This window comes from Plasticicumulans acidivorans, assembly GCF_003182095.1.
Lineage (GTDB): Bacteria > Pseudomonadota > Gammaproteobacteria > Competibacterales > Competibacteraceae > Plasticicumulans > Plasticicumulans acidivorans.
This window is the reverse complement of sequence record NZ_QGTJ01000019.1, coordinates 1-21,866: the sequence shown is the minus strand read 5'-3', so window position 1 is coordinate 21,866 and position 21,866 is coordinate 1. Positions and strand designations below refer to the sequence as shown.

The 21,866-nt window shown below is 58.3% G+C and carries 23 protein-coding genes and 5 tRNA genes; 11 read left to right on the top strand and 17 right to left on the bottom strand.

Annotated features, from left to right (window positions below; translation table 11 throughout):
- The 3 genes from C7443_RS19420 to C7443_RS19410 all read left to right on the top strand — a co-directional run.
- On the top strand, window positions 1-156 hold a 156-nt coding region (locus C7443_RS19420), incomplete at its 5' end, for a DnaB-like helicase C-terminal domain-containing protein (RefSeq protein WP_281279433.1).
- Entirely contained in the window at window positions 153-371 is a 219-nt protein-coding gene (locus tag C7443_RS19415) for a DNA-binding protein (RefSeq protein ID WP_110020656.1), read from the top strand. The genes C7443_RS19420 and C7443_RS19415, both read left to right, overlap by 4 nt.
- On the top strand, window positions 371-1,492 hold the full coding sequence (locus C7443_RS19410; protein ID WP_110020654.1) for a tyrosine-type recombinase/integrase: 1,122 nt from the start codon (window positions 371-373) through the stop codon (window positions 1,490-1,492). Before C7443_RS19415 ends, C7443_RS19410 begins: the two co-directional genes overlap by 1 nt.
- A 98-nt stretch (window positions 1,493-1,590) precedes the next feature.
- Here C7443_RS19410 and C7443_RS19405 read toward each other — a convergent pair.
- The 11 genes from C7443_RS19405 to uvrB form a co-directional block, all read right to left on the bottom strand.
- Window positions 1,591-1,667 (bottom strand) — tRNA-Pro (locus C7443_RS19405).
- 67 nt (window positions 1,668-1,734) lie between these two features.
- Window positions 1,735-2,061: an integration host factor subunit alpha gene (ihfA, locus tag C7443_RS19400; protein WP_110020651.1), complete on the bottom strand. Its 327-nt coding sequence runs from the start codon at window positions 2,059-2,061 to the stop codon at window positions 1,735-1,737.
- A 4-nt stretch (window positions 2,062-2,065) separates the two neighbouring features.
- The gene (pheT, locus tag C7443_RS19395) at window positions 2,066-4,447 is read right to left on the bottom strand and encodes a phenylalanine--tRNA ligase subunit beta (protein WP_110020649.1); all 2,382 of its coding nucleotides are present in this window, start codon (window positions 4,445-4,447) and stop codon (window positions 2,066-2,068) included.
- A gap of 28 nt (window positions 4,448-4,475) precedes the next feature.
- Window positions 4,476-5,492, bottom strand: a complete 1,017-nt coding sequence (pheS, locus tag C7443_RS19390; protein ID WP_110020648.1) for a phenylalanine--tRNA ligase subunit alpha — start codon at window positions 5,490-5,492, stop codon at window positions 4,476-4,478.
- A 124-nt stretch (window positions 5,493-5,616) separates the two neighbouring features.
- Window positions 5,617-5,979 (bottom strand): 50S ribosomal protein L20, encoded by a 363-nt coding sequence (gene rplT / locus C7443_RS19385; protein ID WP_110020646.1) that lies wholly within the window; start codon window positions 5,977-5,979, stop codon window positions 5,617-5,619.
- 32 nt (window positions 5,980-6,011) lie between these two features.
- A complete protein-coding gene (gene rpmI, locus C7443_RS19380) occupies window positions 6,012-6,209 on the bottom strand; it encodes a 50S ribosomal protein L35 (protein ID WP_110020644.1) in 198 nt (65 codons plus the stop codon).
- A 67-nt stretch (window positions 6,210-6,276) separates the two neighbouring features.
- Window positions 6,277-6,795 carry a translation initiation factor IF-3 gene (infC, locus tag C7443_RS19375; RefSeq protein ID WP_211346213.1) on the bottom strand — a complete coding sequence of 173 codons (519 nt, stop codon included), beginning with the start codon at window positions 6,793-6,795 and terminating at the stop codon, window positions 6,277-6,279.
- Window positions 6,796-6,798: 3 nt separating this feature from the next.
- Window positions 6,799-8,724: a threonine--tRNA ligase gene (gene thrS / locus C7443_RS19370; RefSeq protein WP_110020641.1), complete on the bottom strand. Its 1,926-nt coding sequence runs from the start codon at window positions 8,722-8,724 to the stop codon at window positions 6,799-6,801.
- A gap of 83 nt (window positions 8,725-8,807) precedes the next feature.
- A tRNA-Val gene (locus C7443_RS19365) sits at window positions 8,808-8,884 on the bottom strand.
- A gap of 118 nt (window positions 8,885-9,002) precedes the next feature.
- Window positions 9,003-9,079: transfer RNA gene (locus tag C7443_RS19360), tRNA-Val, on the bottom strand.
- 60 nt (window positions 9,080-9,139) lie between these two features.
- Window positions 9,140-11,170 carry an excinuclease ABC subunit UvrB gene (gene uvrB / locus C7443_RS19355; RefSeq protein WP_110020639.1) on the bottom strand — a complete coding sequence of 677 codons (2,031 nt, stop codon included), beginning with the start codon at window positions 11,168-11,170 and terminating at the stop codon, window positions 9,140-9,142.
- A 206-nt stretch (window positions 11,171-11,376) separates the two neighbouring features.
- Here uvrB and C7443_RS19350 point away from each other — a divergent pair, with 206 nt between their 5' ends.
- From C7443_RS19350 to C7443_RS20230, 4 genes are all read left to right on the top strand, one after another.
- On the top strand, window positions 11,377-12,576 hold the full coding sequence (locus C7443_RS19350) for an amino acid aminotransferase (protein WP_110020637.1): 1,200 nt from the start codon (window positions 11,377-11,379) through the stop codon (window positions 12,574-12,576).
- Between the two features lie 139 nt (window positions 12,577-12,715).
- Window positions 12,716-12,791 (top strand) — tRNA-Asn (locus C7443_RS19345).
- Window positions 12,792-12,867: 76 nt separating this feature from the next.
- Window positions 12,868-12,943 (top strand) — tRNA-Asn (locus tag C7443_RS19340).
- A gap of 266 nt (window positions 12,944-13,209) precedes the next feature.
- A complete protein-coding gene (locus tag C7443_RS20230; RefSeq protein WP_170123706.1) occupies window positions 13,210-13,368 on the top strand; it encodes a hypothetical protein in 159 nt (52 codons plus the stop codon).
- Window positions 13,369-13,505: 137 nt separating this feature from the next.
- On the opposite strand, the gene asnS is transcribed toward C7443_RS20230, so the two are convergent.
- The gene (asnS, locus tag C7443_RS19335) at window positions 13,506-14,906 is read right to left on the bottom strand and encodes an asparagine--tRNA ligase (RefSeq protein ID WP_110020635.1); all 1,401 of its coding nucleotides are present in this window, start codon (window positions 14,904-14,906) and stop codon (window positions 13,506-13,508) included.
- A gap of 140 nt (window positions 14,907-15,046) precedes the next feature.
- Here asnS and C7443_RS19330 point away from each other — a divergent pair, with 140 nt between their 5' ends.
- Complete coding sequence (locus C7443_RS19330) at window positions 15,047-15,826, top strand: carbon-nitrogen family hydrolase (protein WP_246004729.1); 780 nt, start codon at window positions 15,047-15,049, stop codon at window positions 15,824-15,826.
- Window positions 15,827-15,908: 82 nt separating this feature from the next.
- Here the strand turns inward: C7443_RS19330 and C7443_RS19325 are convergent, their stop codons facing one another.
- Both C7443_RS19325 and C7443_RS19320 read right to left on the bottom strand, forming a co-directional pair.
- A complete protein-coding gene (locus C7443_RS19325; RefSeq protein ID WP_110020634.1) occupies window positions 15,909-16,574 on the bottom strand; it encodes a hypothetical protein in 666 nt (221 codons plus the stop codon).
- 168 nt (window positions 16,575-16,742) lie between these two features.
- Window positions 16,743-16,985, bottom strand: coding sequence for a sulfurtransferase TusA family protein (locus C7443_RS19320; protein ID WP_110020632.1), 243 nt, complete (start codon window positions 16,983-16,985; stop codon window positions 16,743-16,745).
- A gap of 155 nt (window positions 16,986-17,140) precedes the next feature.
- Between C7443_RS19320 and C7443_RS19315 the strand changes: the two genes are divergently transcribed.
- Genes C7443_RS19315 through phaC form a run of 3 tightly spaced genes read left to right on the top strand, consistent with a single transcriptional unit; the run spans window position 17,141 to window position 20,707 of the window.
- A complete protein-coding gene (locus tag C7443_RS19315; RefSeq protein ID WP_170123705.1) occupies window positions 17,141-18,589 on the top strand; it encodes a M48 family metalloprotease in 1,449 nt (482 codons plus the stop codon).
- A gap of 41 nt (window positions 18,590-18,630) precedes the next feature.
- Window positions 18,631-19,608, top strand: a complete 978-nt coding sequence (locus tag C7443_RS19310; protein ID WP_110020628.1) for a poly(R)-hydroxyalkanoic acid synthase subunit PhaE — start codon at window positions 18,631-18,633, stop codon at window positions 19,606-19,608.
- A 4-nt stretch (window positions 19,609-19,612) separates the two neighbouring features.
- Window positions 19,613-20,707 carry a class III poly(R)-hydroxyalkanoic acid synthase subunit PhaC gene (phaC, locus tag C7443_RS19305; RefSeq protein WP_110020657.1) on the top strand — a complete coding sequence of 365 codons (1,095 nt, stop codon included), beginning with the start codon at window positions 19,613-19,615 and terminating at the stop codon, window positions 20,705-20,707.
- On the opposite strand, the gene C7443_RS19995 is transcribed toward phaC, so the two are convergent.
- The 3 genes from C7443_RS19995 to C7443_RS19295 all read right to left on the bottom strand — a co-directional run bounded on the left by C7443_RS19995 (window position 20,679) and on the right by C7443_RS19295 (window position 21,863).
- The gene (locus C7443_RS19995) at window positions 20,679-21,032 is read right to left on the bottom strand and encodes a hypothetical protein (RefSeq protein WP_146213351.1); all 354 of its coding nucleotides are present in this window, start codon (window positions 21,030-21,032) and stop codon (window positions 20,679-20,681) included. The two genes, phaC and C7443_RS19995, sit on opposite strands and share 29 nt — an antisense overlap.
- Before the next feature lie 140 nt (window positions 21,033-21,172).
- Window positions 21,173-21,682 (bottom strand): polyhydroxyalkanoate synthesis repressor PhaR, encoded by a 510-nt coding sequence (gene phaR, locus C7443_RS19300; RefSeq protein WP_110020627.1) that lies wholly within the window; start codon window positions 21,680-21,682, stop codon window positions 21,173-21,175.
- A 70-nt stretch (window positions 21,683-21,752) separates the two neighbouring features.
- A complete protein-coding gene (locus C7443_RS19295; protein ID WP_281279431.1) occupies window positions 21,753-21,863 on the bottom strand; it encodes an SDR family oxidoreductase in 111 nt (36 codons plus the stop codon).
- Between the last annotated feature and the right edge of the window lie 3 nt (window positions 21,864-21,866).

Here is a 21,866-nt window from a genome sequence, read left to right as displayed (position 1 = left end):
GAAGTCTACAACCCCGACAGCGCCGACAAGGGCACCGCCGAAATCATCATCGGCAAGCAGCGCAACGGCCCGATCGGCAGCGTGCGGCTGACGTTCCTTGGCAAGTACACGCGCTTTGAGAATTTCATGCCGGTTATTTTTGCGGAGTGCGCATGAAAAAACTGATCCGCCTATCCGAGTTCCGCAGCCGCGCTTACGCCGGGCAGCCTCCCTGCCTACCTACGTTGCGCGCGTACTGCGAACGTGGCCTGCTGCCGGCGGAACGGGTCAACGGCCGATGGTGGGTCGATTTGGCCGCATATGAGCGTGGCGAGTATGGCGTCGATGCGGCTGTTAAATCCGTCGTCTCCGCCGTTCTAGGGGCTGCCTGATGGCCCCACGCCCACGCAGGCCAGGCCATCGGGATTTGCCACCGAATCTATACCGCTACGGTGGCAGCTGGGTGTACATCCGACCCGATACCGGCGAGCGTGTGACCCTAAAAGGCGTCACTGACCGAAAAATCGCCATCGAGGCAGCTCGGCGCCTGAACGCCAAGCTAACCCCGACCGCCGAGATGAAAGCGCAGGCTGCCGTCGAGCGCGCGATCGGTGCTGAACCAGCGGTCGGCAGCTTTGGCGCGCTGGCCGACCGCTTTGTGCACGAGTTTTTGCCAGGACGCCAGCTCGCAGAGCGAACGCTAGCCGATTACACAGACCGTATCGGCAAGCTGCGCAATCATTTCGGCCCAGAGCGGCTGGTGCAGACCATCGAAACTGCAGAGATCGCGGCGTACCTGGATACGCGACCGGCTAACAGCGGAAATAAAGACCGGGCGCTGATGCTGCTGTTCTGGAAGTTCACTGCCTCCAAAGGAGTGACCCAGAACAATCCGGTTGAAGCAACATTCCGTGCTCGCAATACCAAGCAGCGTCAGAGACTGTCGATTGGTGCATTCCATGCGATTCGATCCGCAGCGGCGCCCTGGTTCCAGATAGCCCTGGATCTAGCCTTGGTGACGCTGCAGCGCCGTGGCGATCTGGTCTCAATTCGTTACGACGATATCCGCGACGATCGACTGCACGTCGAGCAAGGCAAGGTGGAGCGCCACGGCACCGGAAAAGTTGCGCAGCGTGTCGGTCCGCAGCTCGCCGAGATTGTCGCTCGCAGCCGGGCGTCCGCCATCGCATCCCCGTTCATCCTGCACCGCCGCCCGCTCAAACGGAGAGCGGAATACCTGAACGGGAAAGAGCACTGGTCGCAGATCGAGCCAGAGATGCTGTCCCGCGAGTTCCAGCGTCTACGTGACAGCCTGCACCTATACGACGACCTACCGGCTGCCAGCCGCCCGACATTTCACGAAATCCGAAGCCTCGGCGCCGCCCTATATCGCGATGCCGGGGTCGACCCACAAAATTTGCTCGGACACGAGACCGCGGAGATGACCGACCACTATCTCGCCGGTCACTGGACACGTTTCGACGACGTCGTCGAGCTCCCGATCACAGGCTGATTTGGCAGCGAGTTTTATAGAAGTTTTATAGATGTTTTATAGAACACCTGAAAAGACAAGAGCCAAACCAGTCAAGTGACTGATTTGGCTCTTTTTTTTGGTCGGGGCGAGAGGATTCGAACCTCCGACCACCTGCACCCCATGCAGGTGCGCTACCAGGCTGCGCTACGCCCCGAATTCTGGATTCGCGTTTGGCTGCGAAGGAGGCCGTATTCTACCGGCCGGCACTGCCATTGCAAGGATCACGTGCCAGTATTGCGTGCGGAAGCGGCGGCAACCTGCTCGGAATACTCCTCGACACGCGCCTTGAGCTTCTGCCCGGGACGGAAGGTGACGACCCGGCGGGCGGTAATCGGGATTTCTTCACCCGTCTTCGGATTACGGCCCGGACGCTGGTTCTTGTCCCGCAGGTCAAAGTTGCCGAAGCCGGACAGTTTGACCTGCTCCCCCACCTCAAGCGCCCCGCGGATCTCCTCGAAGAAGCTTTCCACCAGCTCCTTCGCTTCCCGTTTGTTCATGCCCAGTTCTTCGAACAGTCGTTCGGCCATATCGGCCTTGGTCAATGCCATATTGTCAAACCCTAAGCGTTGCACTGAGCTTTCCGGCGAGCCCGGCGACAATTCCTGACACCGAGGCATCCACATCGGAATCGATGAGAGTGCGTGAAAAATCCTGCAGAATCAAGCCAAAAGCAAGACTCTTGCAGCCATCGGCGATGCCTTGGCCGCGATACACGTCAAACAAGGTCAACTCGCGCAGCAGCGTACCGGCGTACTCGCGAATGCAGTCCTCGACCTGCTGTGCGCTGATCGACTCATTGACGACCACCGCCAGATCACGACGGATGGCCGGAAACTTCGAGAGTTCCGCAAAACTCGGCACGCGCGCCGATTGCAGCGCCGAGAGCGCGAGCTCGAAGACATAGATATGCGTGTCCAGGTCGAGCTGTTTTTCGATCGCCGGATGCAGCAGACCGAGCCAGCCGACCGGCTCACCGTCGCAGTCGATGCGCGCGCTCTGCCCCGGATGCAGCGCCGGATGTTCAGCGGCGACGAAGCGATAGCGCTGGACCTGACCGCCGGCTGCCAGCAGCGCCTCGACATCGGCCTTGGCGTCGAAGAAATCGACGTTGCGTGCCTTCTGCCCCCACTGCTCGCCGATGGTGCCGCCACAGACCGCACCACCCAGCCGGGCGTCCTGTGCGGGCAGTCCCTCGCCGACATCGATGAAACGCAGGCCGGTTTCAAACAGGCGCACGCGTGCCTGCTGGCGCTTGCGGTTGTAGGCAAGCGCCTTGACCAGACCGGGCCACAAGGTGGTGCGCATCACCGAGAGATCCGCGGAGATCGGATTGGCCAGCGCCACCGGCACGCGCTGCGGATCGAGCGCCGACTGGAAGGCAGGGTCGACGAAGGTGAAGGTAATCGCTTCCTGGTAGCCGCGATCGATCAGCACCTGCTGCAGACGCGTCAGCGGCAGCCGCACTTCGGGCAGCTCACCGATGGCAAAGCGCGACAGCGGACGGTTGGTCGGCAGACGCGCATAGCCGTACACGCGGCCGATTTCCTCGATCAGATCCGCCTCGATCGCCATGTCGAAACGGAAACTCGGCGCCACGACCTCCCAGCCGGCGGCGGTGGCGGACAGCTGCATGCCGAGCCGGCCGAGGATGGCCTCGATGTCGGCATCGGCGATCTCCAGTCCGAGCAGGAGGCGGATGCGCTCACGGCGCAGCGTGATCTGCGGGCGGGACGGCAGCTGCTCCGTGCAGCAGCACTCGACGACCGGCCCCGGCTGGCCGCCGCACATATCGAGCAGCAGGCGCGTGGCCCGCTCCAGGGCAATGCGCTGCAGGTTCGGATCGACACCGCGCTCGAAGCGATGCGAGGAATCGGTATGCAGGCCGTAACGACGTGCCCGGCCGGCAATCGGCTGCGGCGCGAAGAACGCGCTTTCGAGGAACACGTCGCGGGTCGCATCGCTGCAGGCGCTCTGCTCACCGCCCATGATGCCGGCGAGGGCCAGCGGTCCCTGCCGGTCGGCGATGACCAGAGCCTCGGGCTGCAGCTCGATCGTGCTGCCGTTGAGCAATTCCAGCGTTTCGCCCGCCTGCGCCTTGCGCACGACGATACCGCCACTCAGCTTGCCCAGATCGAACGCGTGCATCGGCTGCCCGAGCTCAAGCAGCACATAGTTGGTCACGTCGACCAGTGGCCCGAGCGAACGCAACCCGGCACGACGCAGCCGCTCCTGCATCCACAGCGGCGTTGCCGCCTGGGCATCGACGCCGCGAATGACGCGCCCGACGTAGCGCGGACAGTCCACAGGCGCCTCAATACTGACCGCGAACTCGTCGGCTATCGTCGCTTCGACAGCCGCTGTCGCCACCGGCGTCAGATCGACGCGGTTGAGCACACCGACCTCGCGCGCCACACCGGAAACCGACAGGCAGTCGCCACGGTTCGGGGTCAGATCGACCTCGATCAACTGATCATCGAGCTGCAGATACTCGCGGATGTCGGTACCGGGCACGGCGGCGGCCGGCAGCGGCATCAGGCCGGCGTGATCCTCACTCAGGCCGAGCTCGCGTGCCGAGCACAGCATGCCGTTGGACTCGACACCACGCAGCTTGGACTTCTTGATTTTGAAGTCACCCGGCAGCACGGCACCGATCAAGGCCACCGGGGCTTTCATGCCGACGTGCACGTTCGGCGCACCGCAAACGATCTGCAGCGGCTCCGCGCCACCGGCATCGACCGTGCAGACCCGCAGTTTGTCCGCGTTTGGATGGGCGACCAGATCCGTCACCGCACCGACGACGATGCCGTTGAATGCCGGCGCCGCGGGTTCGACAGCGTCGACCTCCAGGCCGGCCATCGTCAACTGCTCAACGAGCTGCGCCGTCGATACCTCAGGCTGCACCCACTCGCGCAGCCACTGTTCACTGATTTTCATGCTGGATGAATCCTCGCACGGGCACGATTCAACGGAACTGGCTCAGGAAGCGCAGATCGTTGTCGAAGAACAGGCGCAGATCGTTGACGCCATAACGCAGCATCGCCAGGCGCTCGACGCCCATGCCGAAGGCGTAACCGGTATACCGTTCAGCATCGATGCCGACATTCTCGAACACCGCCGGATGCACCATGCCGCTGCCCAGCACTTCCAGCCAGCCAGTGTGTTTGCAGACCCGGCAGCCGCTGCCGCCGCACATCACGCACTGAATGTCGACTTCGGCGGACGGCTCGGTGAAAGGGAAATAGGATGGGCGGAAACGTACATCGAGATCCCGCTCGAAGAAGGCTCGCAGGAAGTCGTACAGCACGCCCTTGAGGTCGGCGAAGCTGACGCCCTCGTCGACGAACAATCCCTCGACCTGGTGGAACATCGGCGAGTGCGTCAAATCCGAGTCGCAGCGATATACCCGCCCCGGCGCGATGATGCGGATCGGCGGCTGCGTGCGCTTCATCGTGCGGATCTGCACGGGCGAAGTGTGCGTGCGCAGCAAGGTGTTCGCGTCGAAATAGAACGTATCGTGCATCGCCCGCGCCGGATGATGCGCGGGGATGTTGAGCGCCTCGAAGTTATGAAAGTCGTCTTCGATCTCCGGGCCCTCCGCGACCGAAAAGCCGATCTGGCGGAACAGCTCCTCGATACGGCGCAAGGTCCGCGTGATCGGGTGCAGCCCGCCGGCCCGCTGACCACGGCCCGGCAGCGTCACATCCACTCGCTCGGCGGCCAGACGCTGATTCAGCGCGGCCTCCTCCAGAGCCAGCCGCCGCGCCTCAAGCGCGGCCTGCACCGCCTCCTTGGCAACGTTGATGGCGGCACCGGCCTCACGCCGCTGCTCCGCGGGCAGGGCACCGAGCGCCTTCAGCCGTTCGGTGAGTACGCCTTTTTTGCCGAGGTAATGCACGCGGATCTGGTCAAGTGCGACGAGATCGCCAGCACTGGCGGCAGCGGCCTCTGCCGCACTGACGAGTTGCTGCAACGCTTCCACGGGAAGGCTCCAAATTCGGGGAATGATGCAAAACGGTGAAAACGACACCACCAATAAATAAGGGGAAAGGATATGAGCCCTTTCCCCCTTTCTTCATCGCGCCGCCGAGTGGCGGCGGACATGATCAGGCCTGAGCCAGGGCTGCCTTGGCCTTTTCGGCAATGGCGGCAAAACCGGCCTTGTCAAACACGGCCATATCGGCGAGGACCTTGCGGTCGACTTCGATGGACGCCTTCTTGATACCGTTGATCAGACGGCTGTACGACAGGCCGCAGACACGTGCAGCTGCATTGATGCGCACGATCCACAGCGCGCGGAACTGGCGCTTCTTCTGACGGCGGTCACGATAGGCGTACTGACCGGCCTTGATGACGGCCTGCTTGGCGACACGGAAGACCCGGCTGCGGGCACCGTAGTAACCCTTGGCCTTGTCGAGAACTTTCTTGTGACGGGCGTGGGCGGTAACGCCGCGCTTCACTCGTGGCATGGCTTAAAACCTCAAATCCGAAACGTAGAAACTCAGGCGTACGGCATCATGCGACGCACCATCGGCACGTCGACTTCCGCGATCATCGCCGGGCTGCGCAGCTGACGCTTACGCTTGGTGGTTTTCTTCGTCAGGATGTGGCGGGCAAAAGCCTGCGAACGCTTGAAACCCCCGGAACCGGTACGGGCGAAGCGCTTGGCTGCGCCGCGGTTCGTTTTCATCTTCGGCATGACTGATACAACTCCGCATTAAAAGAAAAATTAATGGATCCGGTCTCCCGGGTCGGCCGGTGAAGAATCACTTCTTCTTGGGCGCGACGACCATGATCATCTGTCGGCCTTCCATCTTCGGTCGCTGTTCGACCGTGCCGACTTCTGCCAGATCGTCCTCAACCCGCTTCAGGAGATTGAGTCCGAGATCCTGGTGAACGACCTCACGCCCGCGGAATCGCAGCGTGATCTTGGCTCGATCACCTTCGCTAAGGAAACGTATCAGGTTGCGTAGTTTGACCTGATAATCCCCTTCGTCCGTCCCGGGACGAAATTTCACTTCCTTGACCTGAATCTGCTTCTGTTTCTTACGGGCCTCAGACGCTTTCTTCTGCATTTCGAAGCGGAATTTGCCGTAATCCATGACTCGGCAAACCGGCGGCCTTGCCGTCGGCGAGATCTCGACGAGATCCAGTTCAGCCTCTTCAGCAATACGCTTCGCCTGGAGAAGCGACATCACCCCCGCCTGCTCGCCATTCTGATCGATCAGGCGCACTTCACGGGCGGTGATTTCGTCATTCACCCGGATTTCATTGTTAGCAGCTATGAGTCAACCCTCCAAAACAGAAAGGCCGCGACTCGCGATATCGGTATCGAGGAAATCCCCGAAGGACTCGACGCTCATGACGCCGAGATCCTTGCCGACTCGCGTACGCACGGCCACGGAACCCGTTTCCACCTCACGGTCCCCAATAACAAGCAAATACGGGACCTTTTGCAGGGTGTGTTCGCGAATCTTAAAACCGATCTTCTCGTTTCTCAAGTCGGCCCGGACACGGAAACCACGCTCACTTAGTGACTTCACACAAGCGCTTACAGCCTCGCTCTGCCGATCGGTAATTCCCATCACCACCGCCTGCCAGGGCGTCAGCCAAGTCGGCAGCGCACCGGCATGGTGTTCGATCAGGATGCCGATGAAGCGCTCCATCGAGCCGAGCACCGCACGATGCAGCATGACCGGAATCTTGCGGCTGTTGTCCTCGGCGACGTATTCGGCGCCCAGACGCCCCGGCAGGACGAAATCGAGCTGCAGCGTACCGCACTGCCAGGAGCGACCGATCGCATCACGAATGTGATACTCGATCTTCGGCCCGTAGAAAGCCCCTTCGCCCGGCAGTTCTTCCCATTCCAGAGCACAGGCCGTCAACGCCTGGCGCAGACCGTCTTCGGCCCGATCCCACACATCGTCAGAACCTGCGCGCTTATCGGGACGTAAAGCCAGTTTGATCGCGACATCCGTAAATCCGAAATCGCGATAAACCGACTGCACCAGATTATTGAACGCCTGGGCTTCAGAAATAATCTGTTCTTCGGTGCAGAAAATATGCGCGTCATCCTGCGTAAAACCGCGCACGCGCATCAAACCGTGCAAAGCGCCCGACGGCTCATTGCGGTGGCACGAACCGAACTCGGCCATGCGCAACGGCAGATCGCGGTAACTGTGCAGCCCATGATTGAATATCTGCACATGGCAGGGACAATTCATCGGCTTAACTGCGAAGTCTCTCGATTCGGAACTGGTCGTGAACATCAGTTCACTGTAATTCTCCCAGTGACCGGAACGCTCCCATAACGAACGATCGACGACCTGCGGGGTGCGCACTTCCTCGTAGCCGGCACCGCGCAGCCGTCGACGCATGTACTGCTCGACTTCCTGCCACAGGGTCCAGCCATTGGCATGCCAGAACACCATGCCAGGCGCTTCTTCCTGCAGATGAAACAGGTCGAGCTGCTTGGCCAGGCGGCGGTGATCGCGTTTTTCCGCCTCCTCCAGTCGATGGAGGTATTCCTTCAGTGCCTTCTTGTCCGTCCATGCGGTGCCGTAGATGCGCTGCAGCATCTCGTTCTTGGAATCGCCGCGCCAGTAAGCCCCCGCCACCTTCATCAGCTTGAAGGCCTTGAGCTTACCGGTCGAAGGTACATGCGGTCCGCGGCACAAGTCGGTGAAGTCGCCCTGCCGGTACAGCGAAAGCGTTTCAGTGCTTGGAATGGCCTCAATGATCTGCGCCTTGTATTCCTCGCCCTCGGCGCGGAAAAACGCGACAGCGTCTTCCCTGGAGAGCTCTGAGCGCTCGACCGGGATATCTTTCGCCGCCAATTCTTCCATGCGCTGCTCGATGGCAAGCAGATCGTCCGGCGTAAACGGGCGCTCGAAAGCGAAATCGTAGTAGAAGCCGTTTTCAATGACCGGGCCAATGGTCACCTGAGCCGTCGGGAACAACTGCTTGACAGCGTGAGCCAGCAGATGCGCCGTCGAATGCCGGATGATTTCCAGCCCCTCGGGGTCACGATCGGTGATGATGGCCAAATGGGTATCGCCATCGATCCGATAGGACGTATCCACCAGGCGCCCATCGACCTTCCCGGCCAGTGCTGCCTTGGCGAGTCCGGACCCAATGGACGCGGCCACTTCGCGTACCGTAACCGGATGTTCGAACTCGCGCTGACTGCCATCCGGTAGCGTAATAAACGGCATCTGCTTCGTTGCCTCCGACGAACGTCAGACCGGGAAAACAAGAAGGGCGCGCCGTCGTTACGGACGGCGCGCCCTGGCGAATCTGGTAGGCGCGATTGGACTCGAACCAACGACCCCCACCATGTCAAGGTGGTGCTCTAACCAACTGAGCTACGCGCCTGCTGTGCAGGCCGCGCACTATACGCACCGATGGAGCGAGGTGCAACTCTGCACCGAATATCCATGATGCCTAGTGGCAGCACTGAAATTACCCGCCAGAGCGGGATACCTACGAACACTGGTAGGCGCGATTGGACTCGAACCAACGACCCCCACCATGTCAAGGTGGTGCTCTAACCAACTGAGCTACGCGCCTGCTGTGCAGGCCGCGCACTATACGGATGCCTCAGTGGCTGTGCAAGCACCCCGCTCAAAATTACATCTGCTCGTGTTCCGGCCCGAAAGCCAGATCACGCAGGCGCTGGATTTCGTCACGCAGACGGGCCGCGATCTCGAATTCGAGATCGCGGGCATGACGATACATTTGCGCCTCAAGCTCACGAATCCGCCGACTGGCCTGCTCTGGCGACAAACTGCGCACGTCATCGCCGCCCTTCCCCGTCACACGAGAGGCCGCCTGGCGCCCCGCCGCCGATGCCGGCAGCGTTGCTCGCGCGCCTTCCATAATGTCGGCGACCGCTTTGCGCACGGTACGCGGCACGATGCCATGAACCTCGTTGTAAGCCTCCTGCTTTGCGCGACGCCGTTCGGTTTCGTCGATCGCACGGCGCATCGAATCGGTCACCTTGTCGGCATAGAGGATCGCAGTGCCGCGGGCGTTGCGCGCAGCCCGTCCGATGGTCTGGATCAATGAGCGATCCGAGCGCAGAAACCCTTCCTTGTCGGCATCGAGGATCGCCACCAGCGACACCTCCGGCATGTCCAGCCCCTCACGCAGCAGGTTGATGCCCACCAGAACATCGAATTCTCCCAGCCGCAGATCACGGATGATTTCGACGCGTTCGACTGTTTCGATGTCGGAATGCAGATAGCGGACACGCACACCGTGCTCATCCAGATACTCGGTCAGATCCTCGGCCATGCGCTTGGTCAGCGTCGTCACCAGTACGCGCTCGTCACTGGCGACACGCAGGCGGATCTCGGACAGCAGATCGTCGACCTGTGTGCGTGCCGAGCGCACTTCGAGCTGCGGATCGACCAAACCGGTAGGGCGCACCACCTGTTCGACCACCTGACCGGCGTGGCTCGATTCATAAGTCCCGGGCGTTGCCGAGACGAACACCGTCTGCGGCGCCATGCGTTCGAATTCATCGAAACGCAGCGGCCGATTGTCGAGCGCTGAAGGCAGGCGAAAGCCGTACTCGACGAGAGTTTCCTTGCGCGCACGATCACCACGATACATGCCACCGAGCTGCGGCACCGTCACGTGGGATTCGTCGATGATCAGCAAGGCATCGTCGGGCAGATAATCGAACAGCGTCGGTGGTGGTTCACCGGCAGCGCGACCTGACAGGTACCGAGAGTAATTCTCGATGCCGCTGCAGTAACCAAGCTCCAGCATCATTTCGAGATCGAACTGCGTGCGCTGCTGCAGACGCTGAGCCTCCAGCAGCTTGCCGGCCGCCTCCAGCTCCCGCAGCCTGCCGGCGAGTTCTTCCTTGACCAAATCAACGGTCTGCAGAATACGTTCACGCGGCGTGACGTAATGTGTTTTCGGATGCACAGTCACCCGCGGCACGCGGCGCTTGAGCTCGCCGGTCAGCGGATCGAAATAACTAAGCTGCCCGATCTCGTCATCGAACAGTTCGATGCGGACAGCCTCATCTTCGGAATCTGCAGGATGGATGTCGATCACATCGCCACGGACACGAAAGCAACCGCGCTCCAGCGCGATGTCGTTGCGCGTGTACTGCAGCTCTGCAAGCCGGCGCAGGATCGCTCGCTGGTCGATACGTTCGCCACGGGAAAGATGCAGAATCATCTGCATGTACAGCTCAGGATCACCCAGGCCGTAGATCGACGACACTGAAGCGACGATCAGCGTATCAGGCCGTTCAAGGATGGCTTTGGTCGCCGACAGCCGCATCTGCTCGATATGCTCGTTGACCGATGCATCCTTCTCAATATAAGTGTCGGACGACGGAACGTAGGCCTCGGGCTGGTAATAGTCGTAGTAGGAAACGAAATACTCGACGGCGTTGTGAGGGAAAAACCCTTTCATCTCCCCATAAAGCTGAGCGGCCAGGGTCTTGTTCGGCGCCAGAATCATCGCCGGGCGCTGCAGCCTGGCGATGGCGTTGGCCATCGTGAACGTCTTTCCGCTGCCGGTCACGCCAAGCAGAGTCTGATGCGCAAGACCACCCTCGATCCCGCGCACCAGCGCATCGATGGCGGCGGGCTGGTCGCCTGCCGGAGAATAGTCGGTCACGAGTTCGAATCGCTGCATGCACTTCACCGCCAGAACTGGGTTGATGTCCTTAAAAGACTGATGTCATCCAGGCATCGAGCGTACATAGGGATGGCCACACCTGCTGTACAGCGATCGCATGCCCTCTCGGGCTCGGCTACACTTGACTCCCCGATTCATTCGGGCTAGGGCCCCGCCGTCTAGGCCACGCCTTTTTATTCGTTCACCATCTCCGAGCTGCCGACATGAGTCTCTTTTCTGCCGTCGAAATGGCCCCTCGCGATCCCATCCTGGGTCTCAACGAGGCGTTCAATGCCGACACCCGTACCACAAAGGTCAATCTGGGCGTCGGCGTTTATTTCACTGACGAAGGCCGTATTCCGCTGTTGCGCGCCGTGCAGGAGGCTGAAAAAGCGCGCCTGGCTGCAGCAACCCCGCGTGGTTATCTGCCCATCGATGGACTGGCCGCCTACAACACGGCTGTGCAGGCATTGCTGTTCGGCTCAAATGCAGACCTGCTCGCAAGCAAGCGCGTCGTGACCACTCAGGCGCTCGGCGGCACGGGGGCGCTCAAAGTCGGCGCGGATTATCTGAAACGCCTGCTCCCGGATGCCAAAGTCGCAATCAGCAATCCGAGCTGGGAAAACCATCGGGCACTGTTCGAATCCTCGGGCTTTCCGGTTGAAACCTACGCCTACTACGATGCCGAAAGCCACGGTGTGAACATCGCCGGCATGCTCGACTCGCTGCGCGCGCTGCCACCGCGCTCGATCATCGTGCTGCATGCCTGCTGCCACAACCCGACAGGCGTCGACCTCAGCGTCGAGCAGTGGCAGCAGGTTCTCGCAGTCCTCGCCGAGCGTGAGCATGTTCCGTTCCTCGACATTGCCTATCAGGGCTTTGCCGACAGCATCGACGAAGACGCCACTGCGGTACGCCTGTTTGCTGCATCAGGGCTGCCCTTCTTCGTTGCGAGTTCGTTCTCGAAGTCGTTTTCGCTGTATGGCGAGCGTGTGGGCGCCCTGTCGATCGTAACCGGATCGGCCGACGAAGCGGCGCGGGTGCTTTCCCAGGTCAAGCGGGTGATTCGTACCAATTACTCCAACCCGCCGACTCACGGTGCTGCGGTTGTCTCGGCCGTGCTCAACAGTGCCGAACTGCGCGCACTGTGGGAGCAGGAGCTGGGTGAGATGCGGGAGCGCATTCGTCTGATGCGCACCACGCTCGTAGAACAGCTAGCTGTCGCAGGCGTCGAGGGTGACTTCTCCTTCGTCAATCGTCAGCGCGGCATGTTCTCGTACTCCGGCCTCAATGCGGCGCAGGTCGAACGCTTGAAGAGCGAGTACGGTATCTATGCCGTCAGCACCGGCCGCATCTGCGTCGCTGCCCTCAACAGTCGCAATGTCGCTGTCGTTGCCAACGCAATCGCCCAGGTGCTTCGCTAAGAAGCACGGTTTTAAGAGAGCGGCTTTCGGCTCACTGCAAGCGAGATCCCGGCCAGCACGAAACTTTGAGTGAAGGCCGGGGCTCGCGGTTGACGAAACCCGTCGAGGTCATTAGGATTCGCGCCCTCGGTTAAATAGTTCCCCGATAGCTCAGTCGGTAGAGCAAGTGACTGTTAATCACTGGGTCGGCGGTTCGAGCCCGTCTCGGGGAGCCAATTTTTTTAGAGCCTGCAAAGCCAGCCTTCTTGCAGGTGTTCTGTGCCGATCATGGCGGCTGGGTGAAGGACATATTCCCCGATAGCTCAGTCGGTAGAGCAAGTGACTGTTAATCACTGGGTCGGCGGTTCGAGCCCGTCTCGGGGAGCCAAGTTCACAAGGAGGTCGCGCGTCAGTGCGACCTCTTTTTTTTAGGCTACGCTCAAGCCTAGAGACTGCGGAGTTGCATATAGCCCGCAATGGACTAAAAAAGAGCGAGTGTTTCCGCCGTTTGGCGAAAACTTGTAAGGCAGCGCATATCGATACGTTTCGATACAAGCGTTTGCAGTGCCTTGAAATATGCAGAGATAAAATCTGCCGCAGTCCAAATAAACTGCCAGGGAACGGCGGGCACCGACCAGCTGAGAGGTGAGAGCCGTGTTGTTTGCCGTCATTTTCCTGATGTTGTTAGCCAGCACCCTTGTTGCGTTGCTCGCCACGGCGCGTGGCTATTTCGTGCGCCGCACAGAAAGACAAGAAACGCAGACAGCAGAATCATGGCACCGTGGAAGCCTGTATCTGCCGACCAAGCGCTGACGGGATTGATCACAGCGAGCGCACAACCTCACCCACTTTTCGCAACAAAGCTGGGTGAGCCGCTTTTCAGGCATCGACTACAACATGAAGCAAAAAGCGATGCGTCGATGCTATCGCCAAAAGATTAAGGCTGAGCATTAAAATTCGGCATGCCCTGGTGTACGCGGAAAGGGAATCACGTCACGCACATTGCTGATACCCGACACGTAACTCACCAAACGCTCAAATCCCAATCCAAATCCGGCGTGCGGCACCGTGCCGTAACGGCGAAGGTCTCGGTACCAAGTGTAATCCGCCGGATCCAGACCGCACTCCACCATCCGTGCATCGAGAACATCCAAACGCTCCTCGCGCTGACTCCCTCCGATGATTTCACCGACACCAGGTGCCAGCACATCCATAGCTGCCACGGTGGTTCCGTCATCATTCAAGCGCATGTAGAAGCTTTTAATGTTCTTCGGATAATTCATGAGCACAACCGGTGCGCCGACATGCCGCTCCGCCAGATAACGCTCATGCTCGGACTGCAGGTCGATGCCGTAGCGGACTGGAAACTCAAAAGCAGCGCCGCAGCCTTCCAGAATGCGAATAGCCTCGACGTAGTCCATACGTACAAACTCGCAGGACACCAGGCTTTCCAAGCGCTGGACGCACCCTTTTAGAATGCGATCGTCAAAAAAGGCCAGATCATCCTGCCGCTCGTCAAGCACATGACGAAACACCGATTTGAGCAAGCGCTCTGCCAAATCGGCATCCATGGAAAGATCTGCAAACGCAATTTCTGGTTCGATCATCCAAAACTCGGCCAGATGCCTCGAAGTATTGGAGTTCTCGGCGCGAAACGTCGGACCAAAGGTATATACCCGACTCAGTGCCAAACAGTACGCCTCCACTTCGAGCTGCCCTGACACAGTCAAAAAAGTTTCCCGGCCAAAAAAGTCTTGGGTGAAATCAACCCCACCAGCTGCCGTACGCGGCAAATTCTGCAAATCGAGCGTGCTGACGCGAAACATCTCGCCTGCCCCCTCGCAATCGCTTGCAGTAACAATTGGGGTATGCACCCAGCAGAAGCCTTCGCTGTTAAAAAAGCGGTGCACGGCCTGCGCCAGCGAGTTGCGCACACGTGTTACGGCACCAAAGGTATTCGTGCGCGGTCGTAGATGAGCGACTTCACGCAAGAATTCAAATGAGTGCGCTTTCGGCTGAATCGGATAAGTTTCTGGATCATCCACCCAGCCAATCACAGTAACCGTATCAACTAAAAGCTCGACAGCCTGCCCTTTACCACTGGAGGCAGCCAATGCCCCTGCCGCACGCAACGAACACCCTGCCGTAAGGCGGACTACCTCGTTGCTGTAATTCACCAGCGTCTGCGGAATCACGCACTGCAACACATCGAAGCAGGATCCGTCATGTACCGTAACGAAAGATACTCCGGCCCTGGAGTCCCGACGAGTACGCACCCAACCACACACTTCCAGGCGCTCTCCAATCGGGTAATCACCAGACAAAATTTTTCCGATCAAAGCATTGATCATCTAGACACCCCACCATACCGAAGAGACAGAAACAAGCCTATATCATCCGCCAAACAGATGGACTGCTCGATTTGGAGTGACATAGTGGCATATTAGTGTTCACTCACAACACCACAGAGCCATGCTCCGGGATTGACGCAATGCAAGTGATCGCCCTTCAAGTCGACATCTGCTGGGAAGACAAACAAGCGACATATCATAGAGTTGAAAAACTCATGCAGTCTGCTGACTTAAAGCCGGAGGCTTTGGTCGTGCTGCCTGAGATGTTTGCCACGGGTTTCAGTATGAAGGTATCCCGGATTGAGGAGGGCAAAGAGCGCCCCACCGAACACTTCATGGCAAAACTTGCCCGGGACTGGGGTGTTTTTGTTTGTGGCGGCGTCGTCAACCGGCATTCCAATCAACTCGGACTCAACCAATCGGTCACATTCAACCCCAAGGGAGAGGAGATTGCCCGCTATACAAAATGCCACCCTTTTTCCTTCGCGAAGGAAGACCAGTACTATGCACGCGGTGATGGCCCGATTTGTTACGACTGGAAAGGTATAACGGTTGCGCCGCTCATTTGCTACGATTTACGCTTTCCTGAACTGTTTCGCATCATGGCTAAACGCGGCGCCCAACTGTACACGGTCATTGCAAACTGGCCGCAACGTCGAGAAATGCACTGGTTGAATCTGCTGCAGGCCAGAGCCATTGAAAATCAGGCCTATGTCATTGGCGTCAATCGCTGCGGACAAGACCCTTGGCTCAGCTACGGAGGGCGCAGTTTAATTATAAACCCTAAGGGGGAAATTATTGCCGACGCAGGGACTCATGAAAACTCTATTACTGCAGGCATCAATCTCAATGAATTACTTGCATATCGCGCAGAGTTTCCAGCATTAGAAGATATTCGCACAGACTTTATTATTAAATAAACAAAATTACACACATCGATTTGGGGCCGGACTAATCCAGCCCTCAAATCAGTCTTAATTCAAGATTGCTGCGCCGGAATGCTCATTCCAGCGGCTTGTTAACACGACGACGGGTTCTAGGCTTGCTGACAGGCTCAATGTCACTCGTCGTCGTCGGCTCCGGGATGTCAGCACTTGCAGTCATCGGCACTGGCGATTCGTTGTCCTGCTCCGCAACCTGGATCTCCTCTGGCGGCGCAGCGACCGGCTCCTGCACGTCCATGTCCATCGCGGGGGCCGTGGTCTCTGCGACGACCGGCTCCACAGCAACAGGCTCCACGACAGGCGGTGCGACTTCTTCCGTAACGACTGGCGACGGTGCGACCACCTGCTCGGGCGGAGCAGATTCTTTTACTTCCGTCTGCGCAGCGCTGTGCATGACCTCAAACAGCTGCTCCCACAGCTGAGTTTGCGCTTCCATCCACTGGCGCATGCCAGCATCGAACCGCTGCCGCCATTCGCCGAGGGCCTCGATGTTCTTACCCTCCCCCCCCATGCGCACCATGCACTGCTCGACCCACGCCGCCTGTCCTTCAAGCGTCTCGCGAACCAGCTTTTCCCACAGCCCCATGTTCTGGCTGCATGCCTGACGCCACGCCTCCAGAGCCTTATCAGCGTCGACAGGGGCCGCCCCCGTCCACTGCTGCCAAAATTGCTCCTGCGCCTCACTCCAGCGTTTAAAAATTTCTTCAGACATCCACTTATGCATGCGCGGTTTCCTCCACTCGGTTCCAAGCGCACAGAGGTACTTCGAGCCTCGTACCTCGCCCTCGTGGAGTATAAGCGATTGCCTGCAAGGTTTTTGTGCAAAGCAGCATCCAATAACAAATCCCAAGCGCCGCATTGCGGTTCATCTCAATGTCACATGACCTTCTGCTTAGCGCAGAACAGACTTACGCATCAAGAAGCGAAAGCAAGCACCTTCCACACTGGAATCCAGCAGCTCATGACCTGTCTGTCTGGCATATGCTTCGAAATCCCGCACTGATCCCGGATCAGTGGTAATGACCAGCAGCACCTGACCAGGCTGCAGAGTAGCCAGTGCTTTTTTTGTCTTGAGGATCGGCAGCGGACATTGCAGACCTGCCGCATCCAATTCGAGATCAGGCGAAACATTCATTAGAGTCAGGCTCCAGACCGCAAAAATCCGTTATCTGTACAGACACGGTACCACCCCCATTTGACTGTTAAACCCGATAGGCAACGGCGAGTATGGAACCCGTATCAGCGACAATGGGTCCATCCGCCAGACGGAGCCCACCACGAGGCATCATCATGCGACGACATCTTGCTGTCGCCTTTGCAATGTGTATCAGCAACCCGATACATGCGCAGTCAATAGAACTTCCCGACATCGGCGACCCATCACAACAGTATCTGGGTCCAAGCGATGAGTTGCGCATCGGTCAAGCAATCATCGCCAAAGCCCGTGATCGCGATCTGATAATGGACGATCCGCTTGCCACAGAATATCTGGAAGCACTTGGTAACCGAATTGCCATCAACAGCAACGGTGCCACAAATCCATTCCATTTTTTCTGGGTCAAAGATGGCACCTTGAATGCTTTTGCGCTGCCCGGAGGATTCATTGGCGTCAATATCGGACTGATGCTGGCCACCAAAAACGAAAGCGAGCTCGCCGGCGTCGTCGCCCATGAAATTGCTCATGTAGCCCAACATCACATCACTCGCTCCTATGCAGACCAGCAATCGATGTCCGTGCCCATGATGGCTGCGATGCTGGCGGGAATGGCTGTGGCTGCCGCCAGCGGCAGCAGCGGCGGCCAGCTTGGACAAGCTGTTGCCGCGGGCTCCATCGCCATGGGCGCGCAGCGCCAGATCAGCTTCACGCGAGCAGCAGAACAAGAGGCGGATCGGATCGGCAGCGACTTACTCAAACGTGCCGGCTATGACCCCAACGGTCTCACGAGCTTTTTCTCTCGGCTGGAAAATCTGACGGGAGCAGCCGCCCAGATTCCGGAATTCCTGCGCAGTCACCCGCTGGTCATCAATCGCATGGCCGACACGCAAGCTCGCACTGATACAAAAAGCACTCGCCGAAGCGCTGGAGATGAAGCGCTTTACCGTCTTATCCGGGAGCGTCTGCGCGTGCTTGCCAGTGATAACGCCCCTCAGCTGGTACGGGATTACGAAGCCCGCCTGGCATCCGGTGGCAATGATGCGGATCGTTACGGCTACGCCCTTGCCCTTGCACGCAGCAACCATTTAGACGCCGCCGCCGCAGAGATTGCCCGCTTGCGCCGATCATCGTCGGATTCACTTCCTCTGCGCCTCGAAGAGGCCTCGATATCATTGACCCGCGGGGAAACATCAGCAGCCTGGGAACAGTTCGAAACGGCTCGCCGCCTCTACCCGAGCGACTACACTTTAGCCATCATTTATGGCGAAGCCCTGATTACGAGGGGAGACCCGCGTCTCGCCGCAAGCCTCCTCGACAACCAGTTACGACGTCACTCTGATCGCCCGGAGTTATTCGAGCTTTACGCACGCGCCTCCGAACGGAAGGGGGACGTCGCGGGCAAATATCTTGCGATGACCGAATACTACATGCTCTCCGGCAACCTTAAAGCTGCCGCAGAACAGGCGGAAATCGGGGTGCGCACGGGAGTCGGGACACCTCAGCAGCAAGCCCAGCTACGCGCGCGCCTGACCGAGCTGAAAAGATTGAGAGGACAGCAGAAAAGCGACACACTGTTGCGCTGAGCTCACACACGCCGAGCGGACACACAACTGGAATTTATCTGATGACAGATGCTTGCCGCGGGTCGGCCAATACACTCGCCGACCGGCTCGCCGAGCTACGGCGTCTGTGGCAAAACTGGTTTGACGGTTCGTGTACCAGCCAACCGCCATCCTTCGTGGAAACATTACGCGACTGGTATCTCGCACGAGATCCAGCGAGCGGCCCTGAACCCGACGCCTTACGCTATCTGATCGCTCAGGGGGAGGGATTCCTGAGCTTGGCGGAAGCGCTTCTGCAACACCTGCTTTGCCGCAACGCACCAACTACCAGCGAAGAAGAATTATGGGGATGCTTGTACAGCAACTTCCCAAATCCGTTCTCTGTCGCAGGTACGAACGGCAGTCGCATACGCGATATGGATTGGCCCGCCCTTCTGGCACGCCTGCCGCCCGGGTTTGCTGCATTTATCCCATGGCTGACCGGGCACGACTGGATGCATGACAACCCCTTAGTCAACGAACTGCGCAAGGGGTTAAAGCTGCCGGGCCTGGGGGCTACAGATCACGAAAAACGCTTATGGCGAGAACTGAGTATTGCGTGGGCTGAATATCTTGCCGCTGAGCAGGCATTCCGCGAGCTGCTCAACACAGGCTCCGAGCGTGCATTTCAAGCTCTGCGCGAACGCATAGAAAAGCTATATAAAAGCGAGGGTCAAACAGGCCATCTGTCTCTGCGCACGTTTTATGACTTATGGATAGAAACCAGCGAAACAGCTCATGAAGATATGATACGCAGCGATACCTATGCTGATGTGCAGGCCCGTCTTGTCAATGCAATGCTGCGTTGCAGATCTTTGCTGCAACAGATCACGGAAGATTTTGCTGGCATGTTCGACCTGCCAGTACGCAGCGAAATAAAAACATTAGAGTATCGCCTACACGCCGAGCGCCGCAAACTGAGGGCTCTGGAAAGAGAGCAGGATGATTTACGCAGCGCGATTGCCGAATTCCGTGATGCTCTCCGAAAACAAGCGGGTTAGATTCATGATTGGCATCGAACCGCAGCAATTACTGCAGGAAACCGCAGAGTTCGCACAGCAGATAGGGAAAAGCTTCAATCGCTTTGCATCTCTTGATTCGGTAAAGCACGCAGCAACGCCCCGTCAAACAAAGTACCAGCTAGACAAGCTGACACTCTATCGTTACGAAGCCACCAGTGAATATCGATCCCCGGCTCCTCTGCTGATCGTTTACGCACTTGTCAATCGGCCAACAATGACGGATCTGCAACCCGAGCGCTCTTTCGTCCGGGGTTTACTCGACGCAGGTATTGACGTATGGCTTATTGACTGGGGATACCCGGACCGCGCCGATTGCGCGCTGACCTTATCAGACTATATCGATGGTTACCTGGCAAATTGCGTTGAGTACATACGCAGGGAAACTGCATCCGCGCAGGTAGATTTGCTCGGTATCTGCCAGGGCGGGGTCTTCAGTCTTTGCTTCACCGCACTTTACCCTCGACAGGTCCGCAGAGTGGTAACACTCGTGACACCCGTCGACTTTCACACGCCAGAATTTCTGCTGACCAAACTGATCCGCCCCATCGATGTCGATCTGCTCGTCGACACTTTAGGCAATGTACCCGGCTCTCTGCTTAACTTCAGCTTTCTGAGCCTCAGCCCGTTCAGGCTTGCCGGGCAAAAATACGTGCGTTTAGTCGAACTCGCCGAAGATCAGGAAGCGCTCACTAATTTCCTGCGCATGGAAGAGTGGATATTCGACAGTCCCGATATGGCTGGAGAGACATTCCGCCAATTCGCGCAAGACTGCTTTCAACACAACCGCCTGATTCGCGGTGAAATGAAAATCGACGGCCGCCGAATCGATCTAAGTTCTCTTCAGCTGCCATTGCTCAATATTTATGCACGCCAAGATCACATCGTGCCAGAGAGCTCTGCACGCGCCTTGCGCAGGGCCTGCAACCATTCAGATTATTCTGAGCTCGCTGTCGATGGCGGACACATTGGCGTATTTGTCAGTAAAAAGGCATGCGGACAAATCCCGCTGTCTGTTGCACATTGGCTCAGCACACCCCGAGCCAACGAGATCAGGCAACACTCTTCACCAAACCAGTAACACCATCCGCTCTCGCCAAGCTACCAGTGCCGAGCCGATTGCTGGTTTCCAACACCGTAGCAAGCCACAGTTTCAAGTCCTGCCGGGTGCGCCGAAGCATCTCTTCCACAGCGGACTGCCAGCAGCCAACCGCTTCATCGGGCGAACGAGCGTCCAGCAGCCTGGAGAGGCAGCCAAAGTAAACGCTTGCATAGCTGCTTCCAGCAGCCACCGTCATACAACCAAGTTCTTCAAATGCCTGAGTGGAAACGCTTTGCGCGTTCACTACGGAATCGCAAAATACACGGCTCAGCTGCAGGAGTTCCGTGGACGGCAAGGCGAACATGGTTCAAACCTCTTTGTTGTGCAATGCAACAATTGTTGCACTGCAATATAAAAATACTGTTTCACGGTGTCAAGACTACACCCCAAAAAGCCAATGGCCGCCTTTCGGCGGCCATTGGCAAAGATGCAGATACATGATGATCACTTCTTGTGGCCATCGTCAGGCTTGTCCAACTCTGCCGCCTTCACGGCAGCCCGGTTGCTTGGATCAATCCCCTGCTTGTAGAGGCGCTCGTTCATCTTCTGCCATATCGACAGATTATGCTCAGCCAGATCGGAAATGACCTGCAGTGGATTGGCTCCGATGATATTGCGCATCTGCTCCCGCACAAGATGCTGCTGATCAACGAAGGCCTGCAGGCTTTTTTCCAGATAACTCCCCATCATGCCCTGCAAGGTATCGCCGTAAAAACGGATGATGTGCGCCAAGACCTCAGTCGTGAAGATCGGGTTTCCCTGCTCTTCCTGCTCACTGATGATCTGCAGCAGAATCCCTCGCGTGATGTCCTCATTTGAACGCGCATCGACAACGCGGAAATCAGCTCGTTCCAACACCAGCCGTTTGACATCTTCGAGCGTGATGTAGCTGCTGATCGCCGTATCATAGAGCCGGCGGTTCGGATATTTCTTGATGATGCGTGATTCGCTCATCGTGTCCCGACCAAAGGATAAGAGGCGTACCGATACCGATTCGGCATCGGTACGCCCGGGTCAAAAGACCTCAGTGGATGTAGAGCCCGCCATTGACGTACAGATCAGCGCCCGTGATGAAGCTCGCCTCTTCGTCCGTCAAAAACACCAGCGTACGCGCGATGTCCTCCGGCGTGCCCAGCCG

What these genes read in the sequence shown, in the direction of transcription:
- C7443_RS19320 (WP_110020632.1), bottom strand. Translation starts at nt 16,985, where the DNA reads ATGAATGTTTCGCCTGATCTCGAATTGGATGCGGCAGGTCTGCAATGT.
- ihfA (WP_110020651.1), bottom strand. Translation starts at nt 2,061, where the DNA reads ATGGCATTGACCAAGGCCGATATGGCCGAACGACTGTTCGAAGAACTG.
- C7443_RS19410 (WP_110020654.1), top strand. Translation starts at nt 371, where the DNA reads ATGGCCCCACGCCCACGCAGGCCAGGCCATCGGGATTTGCCACCGAAT.
- C7443_RS19330 (WP_246004729.1), top strand. Translation starts at nt 15,047, where the DNA reads ATGCAAGTGATCGCCCTTCAAGTCGACATCTGCTGGGAAGACAAACAA.
- C7443_RS19995 (WP_146213351.1), bottom strand. Translation starts at nt 21,032, where the DNA reads ATGTTCGCCTTGCCGTCCACGGAACTCCTGCAGCTGAGCCGTGTATTT.
- asnS (WP_110020635.1), bottom strand. Translation starts at nt 14,906, where the DNA reads ATGATCAATGCTTTGATCGGAAAAATTTTGTCTGGTGATTACCCGATT.
- rpmI (WP_110020644.1), bottom strand. Translation starts at nt 6,209, where the DNA reads ATGCCGAAGATGAAAACGAACCGCGGCGCAGCCAAGCGCTTCGCCCGT.
- C7443_RS19325 (WP_110020634.1), bottom strand. Translation starts at nt 16,574, where the DNA reads ATGCATAAGTGGATGTCTGAAGAAATTTTTAAACGCTGGAGTGAGGCG.
- thrS (WP_110020641.1), bottom strand. Translation starts at nt 8,724, where the DNA reads ATGCCGTTTATTACGCTACCGGATGGCAGTCAGCGCGAGTTCGAACAT.
- C7443_RS19350 (WP_110020637.1), top strand. Translation starts at nt 11,377, where the DNA reads ATGAGTCTCTTTTCTGCCGTCGAAATGGCCCCTCGCGATCCCATCCTG.
- C7443_RS19315 (WP_170123705.1), top strand. Translation starts at nt 17,141, where the DNA reads ATGCGACGACATCTTGCTGTCGCCTTTGCAATGTGTATCAGCAACCCG.
- rplT (WP_110020646.1), bottom strand. Translation starts at nt 5,979, where the DNA reads ATGCCACGAGTGAAGCGCGGCGTTACCGCCCACGCCCGTCACAAGAAA.
- phaC (WP_110020657.1), top strand. Translation starts at nt 19,613, where the DNA reads ATGATTGGCATCGAACCGCAGCAATTACTGCAGGAAACCGCAGAGTTC.
- uvrB (WP_110020639.1), bottom strand. Translation starts at nt 11,170, where the DNA reads ATGCAGCGATTCGAACTCGTGACCGACTATTCTCCGGCAGGCGACCAG.
- C7443_RS19310 (WP_110020628.1), top strand. Translation starts at nt 18,631, where the DNA reads ATGACAGATGCTTGCCGCGGGTCGGCCAATACACTCGCCGACCGGCTC.
- pheT (WP_110020649.1), bottom strand. Translation starts at nt 4,447, where the DNA reads ATGAAAATCAGTGAACAGTGGCTGCGCGAGTGGGTGCAGCCTGAGGTA.
- phaR (WP_110020627.1), bottom strand. Translation starts at nt 21,682, where the DNA reads ATGAGCGAATCACGCATCATCAAGAAATATCCGAACCGCCGGCTCTAT.
- C7443_RS19415 (WP_110020656.1), top strand. Translation starts at nt 153, where the DNA reads ATGAAAAAACTGATCCGCCTATCCGAGTTCCGCAGCCGCGCTTACGCC.